This is a genomic window from Halomonas sp. RT37 (assembly GCF_040070525.1).
GTDB lineage: Bacteria > Pseudomonadota > Gammaproteobacteria > Pseudomonadales > Halomonadaceae > Halomonas > Halomonas litopenaei.
In genome coordinates this window covers 4,098,868-4,113,117 of record NZ_CP098827.1, presented here as the reverse complement: position 1 = coordinate 4,113,117, position 14,250 = coordinate 4,098,868, and the positions used below count along the sequence as shown (strand labels likewise).

Here is a 14,250-nt window from a genome sequence, read left to right as displayed (position 1 = left end):
CTTCAGCTCCTTGCGTCGGCGAACAGCCGCGTCAGGATGGCTTCGTAGACCCGGCTCAGGTCATCCAGGTCCGCGGCGCGCACGCGCTCGTCGACCTTGTGGATGGTGGCGTTGAGCGGGCCAAGTTCCACCACCTGGGCGCCTAGGGTGGCGATGAAGCGACCGTCGGAAGTACCGCCGGAGGTGGACAGCACCGGGGTGGTGCCGGTGACGTCGCGGACGCCGGCCACGGCGGCGTCGACCAGCGCCCCTTCGCGGGTCAGGAAGGGCTGGCCGTTGAGCGTCCAGTCGATCTCGAAGTCCAGGTCGAAGCCACGCAGGATGGCCTCGGTGCGCTCGCGCAAGTCGGCATCGGTGGTCTCGGTGGAGAAACGGAAGTTGAAGGTGGCCTCGACCTCGCCCGGGATCACATTGGTGGCACCGGTGCCGGCGCGCAGGTTCGAGATCTGGAAGCTGGTGGCAGGAAAGCAGTCGTTGCCGGCATCCCAGTGTTCGTTGGCGAGGGCGTCCAGCGCCGGCGCGATCTGGTGAATCGGGTTACGCGCCAGGTGAGGATAGGCCACGTGGCCCTGGATGCCGCGGACCTTGAGCACGCCGCCCAGCGAGCCGCGCCGGCCGTTCTTGATCACGTCGCCCAGGCGCTCGGTGGAGGAAGGCTCGCCGACGATGCAGTAGTCGAGGCGTTCGTTGCGCTCGCGCAGGTGCTCGACCACCGCACGAGTGCCGTCCACCGCCGGGCCTTCCTCGTCGGCGGTGATCAGAAAGGCGATGCGTCCGGGGTGATCGGGGTGGGCGCTGACAAAGCGTTCCACCGCCGTGACCATGGCGGCCAGGCTGCCTTTCATGTCGGCGGCGCCACGACCGCGCAGCATGCCGTCATCATCGATGATCGGGGCAAAGGGCGGGGTCTGCCATTGGTGCTCGGGCCCGGTGGGTACCACGTCGGTGTGGCCGGCGAAGGCCAGTACCGGGCCGTGGTGGCCGTGCACCGCCCAGAAGTTTTCCACTTCGCCGAAGGGCAGCGACTCGACGTTGAAGCCCAGGCGCTCGAGGCGTTCGATCATCAGCGCCTGGCAGCCCATGTCGTCCGGGGTTACCGAAGGACGCCGCAACAGCTCGAGGGCAAGCTCCAGGGTGGGCGAGAGTGTCTCGGTGGTCGCGGGGGCGTCGGTCGGTGCAGGCAAGTCGGTAGTCGGCATAGCGGTCTCGAAGAAAGGCGGCGGCCAGGGCCGCCGCGCTCGGGATCAATTGTGGGCGTGCAGCGCTTCGTTGAGGGCGATGGCGCTCTTGTTGGTCAGGCACTCGATACGGCCGTTGGTCGAGTTGCGACGCAGCAGCAGATCGTCCTGGCCGGCCAGTTCGCGGGCCGCCAGGGTGCGTACTTCCTGGCCCTGGTCATCGAGCAGGGTGACCTTGGCGCCGGCGGTGATGTAGAGCCCGGCCTCGACGGTGCAGCGGTCGCCCAGCGGGATACCGATACCGGCGTTGGCGCCGATCAGGCAGCCTTCACCCACCGAGATGATGATGTTGCCGCCACCTGACAGGGTACCCATGGTGGAACAGCCACCGCCCAGGTCGGAGCCCTTGCCGACCACCACGCCGGCCGAGATACGGCCCTCGATCATGCCCGGGCCTTCGGTGCCGGCGTTGAAGTTGACGAAGCCCTCGTGCATCACCGTGGTGCCCTCGCCCAGGTAGGCGCCCAGACGCACCCGTGCGGTGTCGGCGATGCGCACGCCATTGGGCACCACGTAGTCGGTCATCTTGGGGAACTTGTCGACACAGTCCACCGACAGGGTGCGACCTTCCAGGCGGGCCTTGAGGCGGCGTGCCGGCAGCTCGATGATGTCGATGGCGCCTTCGCTGCTCCAGGCAATATTGCGCAGCAGACCGAACATGCCGGTGAGGTCGAGCTGGTGCGGCTTGACCAGGCGATGGGACAGCAGGTGCAGCTTGAGGTAGACCTCCGGGGCGCTCTGGGGCGGCAGGTCCTCACTGATGAAGGTCGCCACCAGCGGACGCTGGCTGGCGCTGAGGCTGGCGGCCAGTTCGGCCTGCTCCGGGTGGCCGGCGTCGCGCAGGGCGTCGGCCAGGGCCTGGCAGTGTTCCGGCAGGAAGCTGACGGCGGCGGTGCCCTGGGGCGCGTCGAGTACCCGGGCGGCGGCCTCTACCAGGCTGGCGTCGGGGGCGAGCAGCGGCGCCGGGTAGTAGACCTCGAGCCAGTCGCCCTGGGTGTTCTGGGTGCCGATGCCGAGTGCAAAGCTGTGCATGCCGTATGTCCTTTTCGTAGGTACTGGAATTCGCAAAGAGGGGCGAAAAATTAGAGGTCGTCGTAGTCGCCGTCGCGATAGCCGACCAGGATGTCGTCGCCGGTGTCGAGCAGCGGGCGCTTGATCAGGGTCGGGTTGGCGAGCATCAATTCGCGGGCCTTGTTGGCGTCGACGTCGTTCTTGTCGTCGTCAGGTAGCTGGCGCCAGGTGGTGCTGCGCTTGTTGAGCAGGGTCAGCACCGGCACCGACTCGAGGAAGTGCTCGAGCAGCGCCGCCGATACGCCATCGGCGCGCAGGTCATGGACCTGGTAGGGGTGGCCGCTGCCGTCCAGCGCCTTCTGGGCCTTGCGGCAGGTATCGCAGTTCTTGATCACGTAGAGCGTCAGCATGGGGCCCGTCCTCAATGTTCGTTGGTCGTGGCGTCGGTCGGGATCAGCCGCGTGCGAGCAGGTCGCGGATGCGCTCGGCCGCTTCCCGAGTGGGGGCCAGTTCGTCCACCAGTGCCAGTCTCAGCCGACCGGCGCCCGGGTTGGTGCCGTCGCTGCCGGTTCTGCCCATGTAGCTGCCCGGCAGGACGCTGACGTGGGCCTCGGCGTAGAGTCGCCTGGTGAAGGCGGCGTCGTCACCGTCGGGGACCGCTGGCCACAGATAAAAGCTAGCCTCGGGGGCGGGAAAGTCCATCACCGGTGCGAGGATCTCGGTGACCGCGGCGAACTTGGCGCGGTAGGCGTCTCGGTTGTCGCGCACGTGGGCTTCGTCGGACCAGGCGGCGATCGAGGCCTGCTGGATCGGCAGTGCCATGGCGCAGCCGTGGTAGGTGCGGTAGCGACGAAAGCGGCTGATCAGCTCGGCGTCGCCTGCGACGAAGCCCGAGCGTAGCCCCGGCAGGTTCGAACGCTTGGACAGCGAGTGGAACACCAGGCAGCGGTGATAGTCGTGGCGCCCCATGGCGGCGGCGGCCTGCAACAGTCCCGGTGGGGGAGCCTGCTCATCCAGGTACAGCTCCGAGTAGCACTCGTCGGAGGCGATGATGAAGTCGTGCTCGTCGGCCAGGGCGATCAACTGCTGGAACTCTTCGATCGGGGTCACCGCGCCGGTGGGGTTGCCCGGCGAACACAAGAACACCAGCTGTACCTGGCGCCAGGTGTCGGCGTCGACGGCCGAGAAATCCGGGCGGAAGTCGTTGTCGGCACGGCAGTCGAGGTACAGCGGGGTGCCGCCGGCCAGCAGGGCGGCGCCTTCATAGATCTGGTAGAAGGGGTTGGGCACCGCCACCCGCGCCGGGCGTGAGCGATCGAGACAGGCCTGGACGAAGGCGAAGATGGCCTCGCGGGTACCGTTGACCGGCAGCACCTGGTGCTCGGCGTCGAGCCCGTCCAGGCCGAAGCGGCTACTGGCCCAGTCGGCGATGGCCTGACGCAGCTCGGGCAGTCCGGCGATGGCCGGATAGCGGGCGAAGTCATGCTGATGTCGGACCAGGGCGTCGAGTGCCGCCTGGTAGGGCGCATGCTGTGGCTCGCCGATGGTCAGCGGACGATGGGCGAGGTCGGCTGGTGGCGTCAGGTCCGCCTTCAGCGCCGCCAGGCGCTCGAAGGGGTAGGGTTGCAAGGCGTCGAGATCAGGGTTCATGGGGTCCAGGCGCGCCCTTGGGGCGTCGTTGTCATCACGGGAGTGGGTGCCGTCGGCGCGGGGCGCGACCGGGCATCGATTATAGGGAAGGGGCGTACCAGCCTCAAATCGACGCGCCTTGCCTGCTGTGTGATTCAGCTCAGCTCGGCGGGGCCGCTAGACACTGAGGACGTCGATCAGCCGTTCGCGCAACTGCTGCTGGCGCTCGGGGTCGGTGATCGGTCGGCCTTCGCGGTCGGTGACGTAGAAGACGTCCTCGACGCGCTCGCCGAGGGTCGCGATCTTCGCCGCCGACAGGGTGATGCCCTGCTCCATGAAGATACTGCCGACCCGAGCCAGCAGGCCGGGCCGGTCCGGTGCGGTCAGCTCCAGCAGGGTGCGCTCGCCACCCGGGTCCTGTTCGATGGCCACCTGGGTGGCCACCTTGAAGTGCTTGAGCTGGCGCGGGGTGTGGCGGGTGACGATGGTCGGGTAGTCGTCCGGGTCGTCGAGTTCTTCGACCAGGTGGCGGCGAATCTCCTCGAGGCGGCTGGCGTCGCGGATCGGCTTGTCGTGGTCATCGAGCACGATAAAGGTGTTCAGCGTCCAGTCATTGAGCGAGGTGGCGATGCGCGCGTCGTGGATCGACAGCCCGAGCTGCTCCATGGCGGCGGCGGTGGCGGCGAACAGGTCATCCACCGAACGGGTATGGATAAATACCTTGGTCCCGCCCTCGGCCATGTCGTCGGTGGGCGCGTTGATCAGGATCAGCGGCAGCTCGCTGCCGGCGTGGGCCAGCATGCCCTGGGTCTGCCACACCACCTCGCTGGAGGCGTACTGCAGGAAGAAGTCCTCGCCGAGCGACTCCCACAGGGCGTCGACCCGCGCCATGTCGGCGCCGATCGTGGCCAGCAGCGAGTGCGCCTCCTCGCGGGTCTCGCGGACCCAGTCGGCGCGCTCCAGCGGGTTCTCGAGGCCACGCCGCAGTGCCCGCCGGGTCTCGGCGTGGAGCTGGCGCATCAGCGAGGCGCGCCAGCCATTCCACAGGGTGGGATTGGTCGCGGTAATGTCGGCCACGGTGAGGATGTACAGGTAGTCCAGGCGGGTCTCGTCGCCGACGCTGGCGGCGAAGTCGCGGATCACCTCGGGGTCGGTGATGTCGCGCTTCTGGGCGATCATCGACATCAGCAGGTGGTTTTCCACCAGCCAGCTGACCAGTCGGGTATCACGCTGGCTGAGCCCGTGGCGTTCGGCGAAGTCCTCGACCTCGCGGGCGCCGATCAGCGAATGATCGCCGCCGCGGCCCTTGCCGATGTCGTGGAACAGCCCGGCGATCCACAGGATCTCCATCTTCGGCGCCTGGTGAATCAGGGTCGCCGCCACCGGGAACTCCTTCTTCGCCTCGGGCTTGCGGAAGCCGTGCAGGCACTTCAGCAGGCGCAGGGTGTGGGCGTCCACGGTGTAGATATGGAACAGATCGTGCTGCATCAGGCCGACCGCCTGGCCGAAGGCCGGCAGATACTTGCCCAGCACCCCGTAGCGATTCATCCGGCGCAGCTGGCGGGCGACATTGCCACCGGAGCGCAGTAGCGCCATGAACAGCGCCTGGTGACGCGGGTCGTTGCGGTAGCGGTCGTCCATCAGGTGGCGATGGTCGCGGATCAGGCGGATGGTGTCGGCGCGTACGCCTTCGATCTCGGGGTGCTCGGCCATCAGGTAGAACAGCTCGAGCAGCGCCGCCGGCTGGTCGCGGAACAGGGTTCGCGAGCGCACCTGGATGTAGCCGCCGGCGATCTCGAAACGCTCGTTCAGCGGGGTCACGCTGATCGGGGTGTCGGGCCTCAGGATCTGTTCGTCGAAGTGCTGCAGCAGCATGTCGTTGAGCCCGGCCAGGGCGGTGACATGGCGGTAGTAGCGCTTCATGAACTGTTCCACCGCCAGGCGCTCGGGACTGTCGCGGTAGCCGAACAGCTCGGCGATGGTGTTCTGATGGTCGAACAGCAGCCGATCCTCGGCGCGTCCGGTGAGCATGTGCAGGGCGTAGCGGACCTGCCACAGGAAGGCCTGGCCCTGGCTCAGGATGCGGTGCTCGGCATCGTTCATGAAGCCCTTGGCGACCACGTCCTCGTAGGACTCGGTATCGAAGTGGCGCTTGGCCACCCAGCCGATCATCTGGATATCGCGAAGCCCCCCGGGGGAGCTCTTGATGTTCGGTTCGAGGTGATACTCGGAGTTGTTGAAGCGGTAGTGGCGGGTGATCTGCTCCTGCCACTTGGCCTCGAAGAAGCGGTCTGCCGGCCACATGCGCTCACCGGACAGGCGCTCGCGCATGGCCTGGCGCAGGGCCTCGCGGCCGGCCAGGGTGCGTGACTCGAGCAGATTGGTGATGACGGTGACGTCGGCCTTCGCCTCGCGCTCGCAGTCGTTGAGCGAGCGCACGCTGTGGCCGATCTCGAGACCGATGTCCCACAGGAAGGTGATGAAGGCGGTCAGCGGCTCGCGGTAGGGCGTGTCGTCATCGTCCTCGAGCAGGAACATCAGGTCGATGTCCGAATGAGGATGCAGCTCACCGCGGCCGTAGCCACCCACCGCCAGTAGCGCTACACCATCGTCCAGGCCTGGCTGGCGCGCCCAGGCCAGCGCCAGCAGCTGGTCCAGGCACCAGGCCCGTCCTCGCACCAGGTCGCGGATGTCGGCGCCGCCGAGGAAGCGCTCGTCCAGCCGCGACTGGATCTCCTTGAGCGCGCCCTTGAAGGGCGCGATGGGGGAGCGCTGGCCCTCGAGCTGGCGAGCGAAGTCGTCGAAGTCGAACAGCTCGAATTCCGGTGCGAAGCGATAGTGGTGCAGCAGCATGGGCTCTCAGCGCTCGAGGAAGGACAGGTCTTCGTCGGAACGGGCGGTCAGCACCTCGACCCCCGTCTCGGTCACCAGCAGGGTGTGCTCCCACTGGGCGGTCAGCCCCTTGTCCTTGGTCACGGCGGTCCAGCCATCGCGCAGTACCTTGGTGCGATGGTCGCCGACGTTGATCATCGGTTCGATGGTGAAGCACATGCCGGCGGCCAGTTCGATATCCGCCTCGGGGGCGTAGCCGTCATAGTGCAGTACCTGGGGGTCCTCGTGGAAGCCGGCGCCGATGCCGTGGCCGCAGAAGTCACGCACCACCGAATAGCCGTTGGCCTTGGCGTGGCTCTCGATGGCCCGGGCCAGCTCCGACAGGCGGGCACCAGGGCGCACCAGCGCCATGCTGCGGTAGAGGCACTCCTGGGTGACCCGGCACAGCCGCTCGCCCTGGATGGTCTCGCCGATGATGAACATCACGCTGGAGTCACCGTGGTAGCCGTCGGCGGTCCTTACGGTGATGTCCATGTTCATGATGTCACCCTTCTTCAGCTTCTTGCTGTCGTCGGGGATGCCGTGGCAGACCACGTGGTTGATCGAGGTGCAGATCGACTTGGGAAAGCCGTGATAGTTGAGCGGCGCCGGGGTGGAGCCGAGCTCGTTGACGATGTAGTCGTGGCACAGCTTGTCCAGGTGGCCTGTGCTGACGCCGGCTTCCACGTGGGGGGCGATCATCTCCAGCACACTGGCGGCCTGGCGGCCGGCTTCGCGCATCTTCTCGATTTCTTCGGGCGTCTTGATGGGTACGTTCATGGGATCTCGGTCTGGGTGGTGTCGCCCCGGCGCAGGCGGCTGAGCCGAGTCGCTGGCTCGCGGCGACGATGACCGCGGCGACTCCGGGGAGGGACGCGTCGAGGTGCGCGAGACGTTGGGCGACTTCAATTCGAAGGTCATCCATGGTATAAAGCTGCGCGCTTTCCTGCAATCGCCGTTCCTTGCTGGTGTTTTCGTCGAGACCCTGGTCTTGCGATCGCCTGCAACGGGATAGCCCGCTGGCGAGCGACAAACAGTAGAAGAGGTCTCCATGACGGAGCCTCGCGCCTTGAAAACACACACGCACCGACACATGGTCCCGGGTGCCTGAGGGAAACCTCTGGTCGGATCCATGGGGTGCGTGGAGGCCTAACCCGATTTTTCAGGAGTCATCCATGGCACACGTCAATATGCGTGACCTGCTCAAGGCAGGCGCACACTTCGGTCACCAGACCCGTTACTGGAACCCGAAGATGGGCAAGTTCATCTTCGGCGCTCGTAACAAGATTCACATCATCAACCTCGAGCATACCCTTCCGGCGCTCAACGAGGCGATCGATGTGGTCGAGAAGATGGCCGCTTCCAACAACAAGATCCTGTTCGTCGGTACCAAGCGTAGCGCGAGCAAGATCATCAAGGAAGAAGCGAACCGTGTGAGTCAGCCGTTCGTCAACCACCGCTGGCTCGGCGGCATGCTGACGAACTACAAGACCATTCGTCAGTCCATCAAGCGTCTGCGCGAACTCGAAACCATGCACGAAGATGGCACCTTCGAGAAGCTGACCAAGAAAGAAGTCCTGATGGCCACCCGCGAGCAGGACAAGCTCGAGCGTTCCATCGGCGGTATCAAGGACATGGGCGGCCTGCCGGACGCACTGTTCGTGATCGACGTCGACCACGAGCGCATCGCCATCAACGAGGCGAACAAGCTGGGCATTCCGGTCATCGGTGTGGTCGACACCAACTCCGATCCGGACGGCGTCGACTACGTGATCCCGGGCAACGATGACTCCATCCGCGCCATCCAGATCTACGTCAAGGCCATCGCCGATGCCTGTGGCCGTGCGAAGGAAGGTCGCCCCGATGAGTTCGTCGAAGTGACCGACAGCGAAGGCGACGCCGCCGCTGCCGCTGCCGAGTAAGCTTCGGCCCGCCTGGGCCAGCCGATCGCGCGAGCGATCCACGCCGGACAGGCGCAAAGGGGGCCGTGGCCCCCTTTTCTCTACTTCAGGCCCGCGGTAATACCGAGGGTCTCTCCGACACCCAGGTCGAACCATTTAGAGGTGAATACCATGGCAGCTATCAGCGCCTCCCAGGTCAAGGAACTGCGCGAGCGTACCGGGCTCGGCATGATGGAGTGCAAGAAGGCACTCACCGAAGCCGGCGGTGACATCGAGCAGGCCATCGAGGATCTGCGCAAGAACTCCGGTCTCAAGGCCGCCAAGAAGGCCGGTCGTACCGCCGCTGAAGGCGTCGTCGTCACTCGTGTGGCCGAAGACGGTGCCTACGGTGTGATGGTCGAGATCAACTCCGAGACCGACTTCGTTGCCCGTGACGACAACTTCAAGGCCTTCGCCGACAAGATCGCCGACGCCTTCTTCGCCGCCAAGAGCGACGACGTGGCCGCGGTGACCGAAGGCGAGCTGGAAACCGCCCGCGAGCAGCTGGTGCAGAAGATTGGCGAGAACATCGGCGTGCGCCGTGCCGTCGTCGTCGACGCCGCTGAAGGCAACCTGGTGGGTGCCTATGTGCACGGTGGCCGTATCGGCGTGCTGACCGAGCTCAAGGGCGGTACCCAGGAAGCCGCCAAGGACGTGTCCATGCACGTCGCCGCGATCAACCCGGCCGTGGCCCGTCCCGAGGACATGCCTCAGGAAGCCCTCGACGAGGAAAAGGCCATCATCCTGGCTCAGCCGGACATGGCCGGCAAGCCTGAGCAGATCGCCGAGAAGATGGTCCAGGGCCGTCTGAAGAAGTACCTGGCCGAGAACAGCCTGACCGAGCAGCCCTTCGTCAAGGACCCGAACCAGAGCGTGGCCGAGTTCGTCAAGGCCGCCGGTGGTGAAGTGGTCGGCTTCACTCGCTTTGAAGTGGGCGAGGGCATCGAGAAGGAAGAGGTCGACTTCGCCAAGGAAGTCATGGAACAGGCCAAGCGTAGCTAAGGTCCAAGGTTCCAAACTGTGCCTGCACAGTGTAATGATGGCGTGCGCGAAAGCGCACGCCTTCGTGTATGCGTCAGCGGTGGGTGTCTCGCGGCCTGACCGACCGCCACCCGACCCAGTCAAGCCCAAAGCGGAGAAATGCCATGAGCAGCGTCGATTCTTCCCCCCTGTCCAAGTCCGAGAAGCCCCGTGCCGCGGTGTCGAAGTACAAGCGCATCCTGCTGAAGCTCTCGGGTGAGGCGTTGACCGGGGATGCCGACTTTGGCATCGACCCCAAGGTACTGGACCGCATGGCGCTGGAGATCGGGCAACTGGTCGGTATCGGTGTCCAGGTCGGTATCGTGGTCGGTGGCGGCAACCTGTTCCGCGGTGCCGCCCTGCACGAGGCCGGCATGGAGCGCGTGACCGGTGACCACATGGGGATGCTGGCCACGGTGATGAACGCCCTGGCCATGCGTGATGCGCTGGAGCGCTCGAACATCCGTTCGCGAGTGATGTCGGCCATTCCCATGAGCGGCGTGGTGGAGCACTACGATCGGCGCACGGCGATTCGCTACCTGACCTCCGGTGACGTGGTACTGTTCTCCGCCGGTACCGGCAATCCCTTCTTCACCACCGATTCCGCCGCCTGTCTGCGCGGTATCGAGATCGACGCCGACGTGGTGGTCAAGGCCACCAAGGTGGACGGCGTCTACAACAAGGATCCGGTCAAGTTCGACGATGCCGTGAAGTACGACGAACTGTCCTATGATGACGCCCTCGATCAGAAGCTCGGGGTGATGGATTTGACCGCGATTTGCCTGGTGCGGGACCATGACATGCCGGTCCGGGTCTTCAACATGAACAAGCCTGGCGCCCTGCTCAACCTGGTGGTGGGCGGCAAGGAAGGCACGCTGATTCACAGAGGGTGACATCGTGATCAACGAGATCAAGAAAGACGCAGAAGCAAGAATGCAGAAGACCGTCGAGTCGCTGCATCACAACCTGAACAAGATTCGTACCGGTCGTGCTCATCCCAGCATTCTGGACGCGGTGCAGGTCGAATACTACGGTTCCATGATGCCGCTCAACCAGGTGGCCTCTGTCAACGTCGAGGACGCCCGCACCCTGGCCGTGGTGCCCTGGGAGCAGAGCATGGTGCCGAAGGTCGAGAAGGCCATCATGACCTCCGACCTGGGCCTCAACCCGGCGTCTGCCGGCAACGTGATCCGCGTGCCGATGCCGATGCTGACCGAGGAGACCCGCAAGGGCTACATCAAGCAGGCGCGTCAGGAGGCCGAGAACGCCCGGGTGGCGATTCGCAACGTGCGTCGTGACGCCAACAACGACCTCAAGGCGCTGCTCAAGGACAAGGATATCTCCGAGGACGAGGAGCGTCAGGGCGAGGACGAGATCCAGAAGATCACCGATCGCTTTGTCGCCGAGATCGACAAGACCCTGACCGCCAAGGAAGAGGACCTGATGCAGGTCTGAGGCGCCCTGGCGATACCCGTACCGGCCTGCCTGTGCGGCCGGGAGGGGGCGCGATACCGACCGGTCACGCCTGGCGTGGCCGGTCGGCCGCTGGGTACTACGTCGTTCAGCGATCCCTGCCGACCCCGCCATCGGTCATACTGTCTGGACTCCCCGGGTCAGGGATGCCTCGGGGCCTGATTCAACCGTCATGCGAGACACCATGAAGTCAACGCCGTCTCCCGAACTCCGCCCGTTACCGCCGACCGCGAGCCTGCCTCGCCATGTGGCGGTGATCATGGACGGCAACAATCGCTGGGCCAAGGCGCGCGGCCTGTCAGGAGTGCGTGGACACCACGCCGGCGTGGAGGCGGTCAGGGCCGTCATTCGTCGGGCGGCTGAGCGCCGTATCGAGACGCTGACGCTGTTCGCCTTCTCCAGCGAGAACTGGAAGCGCCCGGCGGCCGAGGTCAACGCCTTGATGGAACTGTTCCTGATGGCGCTCAAGCGTGAGGTCAAGAAGCTGCACGAGCATGACATCCGGCTGTCGGTGATCGGCGATACCTCGGGGTTTTCCTCGGCCATCCAGAAGCGCATCGAAGAGGCCGAGCGGCTGACCTGCGACAACCAGGGGCTGCGCCTGGTGATCGCCGCCAACTACGGTGGTCAGTGGGACATCGCCCGGGCTGCGCGGCGGTTGGCCGAGCGAGTGGCCGCCGGCGAGCTCGACCCCGGCGCCATCGACGAGCAGGCGCTGGCCGATCAGGTCAGTCTGAGTGACGCCGCGCCGGTGGATCTGTGCATTCGCACCAGCGGTGAGCGGCGCATCTCGAACTTCCTGTTGTGGCAGCTGGCCTACGCCGAGCTGTACTTCACGCCCGTCCTGTGGCCGGACTTCGATGGCGAGGCCTTCGATGACGCCCTGGAGGATTTCTGCCGGCGCAAGCGCCGCTTCGGCATGACCGACGAACAGCTCGAGGCCCAGGGTGCTTAGACAGCGGATCATCACCGCAGCCTGGCTGGCGCCGCTGGCGCTGGCCGGGCTGTTCGGTCTGGAGGGCGGCCCCTTCGCCCTGTTCACCGCCGCCATCGTGGTGCTGGCGGGCTGGGAGTGGGCCAATCTGGCGGGGCTCGAGCGCGGGGCCTCGCGCCTGCTGCCACCGCTGGTGCTGGCCCTTGGCATGGCGCTGCTGTGGCATTTCGGCCAGCACCTGGCGCTGTGGCCGCTGGTCATTGGCGCGCTGGGCTGGGCGCTGAATCTGTGGTGGGTGCTCGGTCATCCTGGGCGCAGCCATCAGTGGTCCTCGCGGGCGATGCGCCTGGCCATGGGAGCCTGGGTGCTGCTGCCGACCTGGGTCGGCTTCAATCTGCTGCGCGAGAGCGGTAGCGCCTGGCTTCTGTTCGTGCTGCTGCTGGTGTGGGGTGCCGACATCGGCGCCTACTTTGTCGGGCGTGCCCTGGGGCGGCGCAAGCTGGCACCCAACGTCAGCCCCGGCAAGTCCTGGGAGGGCGTCTATGGGGGCATGGCGGTCACCGCTGCGCTGGCGCTGGTGTTCGCGCTGTGGCAGCAGCTGTCGCTGTCGGCCGGTCTGGCGCTGGTGGCGTTGACCCTCGGCGTGACCCTGGTGTCGGTGCTCGGCGATCTGCTCGAGAGTATGCTCAAGCGCCATCGCGGCCTCAAGGACTCCAGCGCGCTGTTGCCGGGGCACGGCGGGGTGCTCGATCGCATCGACAGTCTTACCGCGGCGGTCCCGGTGTTCGCCCTGTTCTTTACCTGGCTGGTGCAAGCATGACGGCATCTGCAGTTTCTGCCTCGTCCCAAACCTCCTCGACCACCATCAAGGGCGTCTCGGTGCTCGGTGCGACCGGCTCCATCGGGACCAGTACCCTGGACGTCATCGCCCGCCACCCCGACCGCTATCGGGTCCACGCTCTCACCGCCCATCGCTCCCGCGAGGCCCTCTATCGTCAGTGCCTGACCCATCGTCCCGACGTGGCGGTGCTCGGCACGCCGACCGACGCCGACTGGCTGGCCACGCAGCTGAAAGAGGCCGGGCTTGCCACCGAGGTGCGTCACGGCGAAGCGGCTCTGGCCGAGGTGGCGAGCGCCCCCGAGGCCGAGGTGGTGATGGCGGCCATCGTCGGCGCGGCGGGCCTGTTGCCGACGCTGGCGGCGGTGCGGGCCGGCAAGCGCGTGCTGCTGGCCAATAAGGAGGCCCTGGTGATGTCCGGGGCCCTGTTCATGAAAGCGGTGGAGCAAAGTGGTGCGGCGCTGCTGCCCATCGACTCCGAGCACAATGCGATCTTCCAGTGTCTGCCTGGCCAGCATCGTGGGGGACTCGGGCGCCACGGCGTGACTCAGCTGCTGCTGACCGCCTCGGGCGGGCCGTTTCGTGGCTTTGATGCCGAGCGGCTGGCCCGGGTGACCCCGGATGAGGCCTGCGCCCACCCCAACTGGTCCATGGGGCGCAAGATCTCGGTGGACAGCGCCACCCTGATGAACAAGGGGCTGGAACTGATCGAGGCCTGCTGGCTGTTCGACGCCCGCCCCGAGCAGATCCAGGTGGTGGTGCACCCCCAGAGCGTGATCCATTCCATGGCCGCCTACAGCGATGGCTCGGTGCTGGCGCAGCTCGGCAATCCCGATATGCGCACCCCCATCGCCTACGGTCTGGCCTGGCCCGAGCGGATCGAGGCCGGGGTCGAGGCGCTGGACCTGTTTCAGGTGGCCAGGCTCGACTTCGAACCCGCCGACGAGGCCGCCTTTCCGTGCCTGCGGTTGGCCCGTGAGGCGATGGACGAGGGTGGGCTGCAGCCGGCGGTACTCAACGCTGCCAATGAGGTGGCGGTCGAGGCCTTTCTCGACGGGCGGCTTGGGTTCACCGAGATCCCCCGGCTGGTCGAGGCGGTGCGCGCAGGTGCCCCCGGTGGTGGTGCCGATGATCTGGAGGCGGTACTCGCCGCCGACCATGACGCCCGCGCGCGTGCCCGTGCCTGGCTGGAGGCGTTGTGATGATCGCGCACCCGGTTGAACCTTTTGCCTTTGGCGCTGCCGGAGCCTGGGAAGCGGCGGCGACGGCGGCCGTCGTGATACAGCCAAGGAGGCT

At 66.2% G+C, this 14,250-nt stretch carries 13 protein-coding genes; 7 read left to right on the top strand and 6 right to left on the bottom strand.

What is annotated here, in order from left to right; translation table 11 throughout:
- Window positions 1–2: 2 nt before the first annotated feature.
- From dapE to map, 6 genes are all read right to left on the bottom strand, one after another.
- Entirely contained in the window at window positions 3–1,199 is a 1,197-nt protein-coding gene (gene dapE / locus NFG58_RS17800; protein WP_348827083.1) for a succinyl-diaminopimelate desuccinylase, read from the bottom strand.
- 45 nt (window positions 1,200–1,244) lie between these two features.
- Window positions 1,245–2,270, bottom strand: coding sequence for a 2,3,4,5-tetrahydropyridine-2,6-dicarboxylate N-succinyltransferase (gene dapD / locus NFG58_RS17795; RefSeq protein ID WP_108132279.1), 1,026 nt, complete (start codon window positions 2,268–2,270; stop codon window positions 1,245–1,247).
- A 50-nt stretch (window positions 2,271–2,320) separates the two neighbouring features.
- Window positions 2,321–2,659, bottom strand: a complete 339-nt coding sequence (locus tag NFG58_RS17790) for an arsenate reductase (protein ID WP_108132280.1) — start codon at window positions 2,657–2,659, stop codon at window positions 2,321–2,323.
- Between the two features lie 43 nt (window positions 2,660–2,702).
- Window positions 2,703–3,899, bottom strand: coding sequence for a succinyldiaminopimelate transaminase (gene dapC, locus NFG58_RS17785; RefSeq protein ID WP_348827082.1), 1,197 nt, complete (start codon window positions 3,897–3,899; stop codon window positions 2,703–2,705).
- Between the two features lie 156 nt (window positions 3,900–4,055).
- A complete protein-coding gene (locus NFG58_RS17780; protein WP_108132282.1) occupies window positions 4,056–6,731 on the bottom strand; it encodes a [protein-PII] uridylyltransferase in 2,676 nt (891 codons plus the stop codon).
- Window positions 6,732–6,737: 6 nt separating this feature from the next.
- Entirely contained in the window at window positions 6,738–7,529 is a 792-nt protein-coding gene (gene map, locus NFG58_RS17775; protein WP_045991187.1) for a type I methionyl aminopeptidase, read from the bottom strand.
- A 395-nt stretch (window positions 7,530–7,924) separates the two neighbouring features.
- Here map and rpsB point away from each other — a divergent pair, with 395 nt between their 5' ends.
- From rpsB to ispC, 7 genes are all read left to right on the top strand, one after another.
- Complete coding sequence (gene rpsB, locus NFG58_RS17770; protein WP_045991186.1) at window positions 7,925–8,671, top strand: 30S ribosomal protein S2; 747 nt, start codon at window positions 7,925–7,927, stop codon at window positions 8,669–8,671.
- 150 nt (window positions 8,672–8,821) lie between these two features.
- Window positions 8,822–9,691, top strand: coding sequence for a translation elongation factor Ts (tsf, locus tag NFG58_RS17765; protein ID WP_348827081.1), 870 nt, complete (start codon window positions 8,822–8,824; stop codon window positions 9,689–9,691).
- 143 nt (window positions 9,692–9,834) lie between these two features.
- Window positions 9,835–10,602, top strand: coding sequence for a UMP kinase (gene pyrH / locus NFG58_RS17760; protein ID WP_045991184.1), 768 nt, complete (start codon window positions 9,835–9,837; stop codon window positions 10,600–10,602).
- A 4-nt stretch (window positions 10,603–10,606) separates the two neighbouring features.
- Window positions 10,607–11,164 (top strand): ribosome recycling factor, encoded by a 558-nt coding sequence (frr, locus tag NFG58_RS17755; RefSeq protein WP_045991183.1) that lies wholly within the window; start codon window positions 10,607–10,609, stop codon window positions 11,162–11,164.
- A gap of 202 nt (window positions 11,165–11,366) precedes the next feature.
- Complete coding sequence (gene uppS / locus NFG58_RS17750) at window positions 11,367–12,137, top strand: polyprenyl diphosphate synthase (protein WP_045991283.1); 771 nt, start codon at window positions 11,367–11,369, stop codon at window positions 12,135–12,137.
- The gene (locus NFG58_RS17745; protein WP_045991182.1) at window positions 12,130–12,936 is read left to right on the top strand and encodes a phosphatidate cytidylyltransferase; all 807 of its coding nucleotides are present in this window, start codon (window positions 12,130–12,132) and stop codon (window positions 12,934–12,936) included. Before uppS ends, NFG58_RS17745 begins: the two co-directional genes overlap by 8 nt.
- Entirely contained in the window at window positions 12,933–14,156 is a 1,224-nt protein-coding gene (gene ispC / locus NFG58_RS17740; RefSeq protein WP_108449741.1) for a 1-deoxy-D-xylulose-5-phosphate reductoisomerase, read from the top strand. The genes NFG58_RS17745 and ispC overlap by 4 nt, the downstream gene beginning before the upstream one ends.
- The last annotated feature ends 94 nt before the right edge of the window (window positions 14,157–14,250 follow it).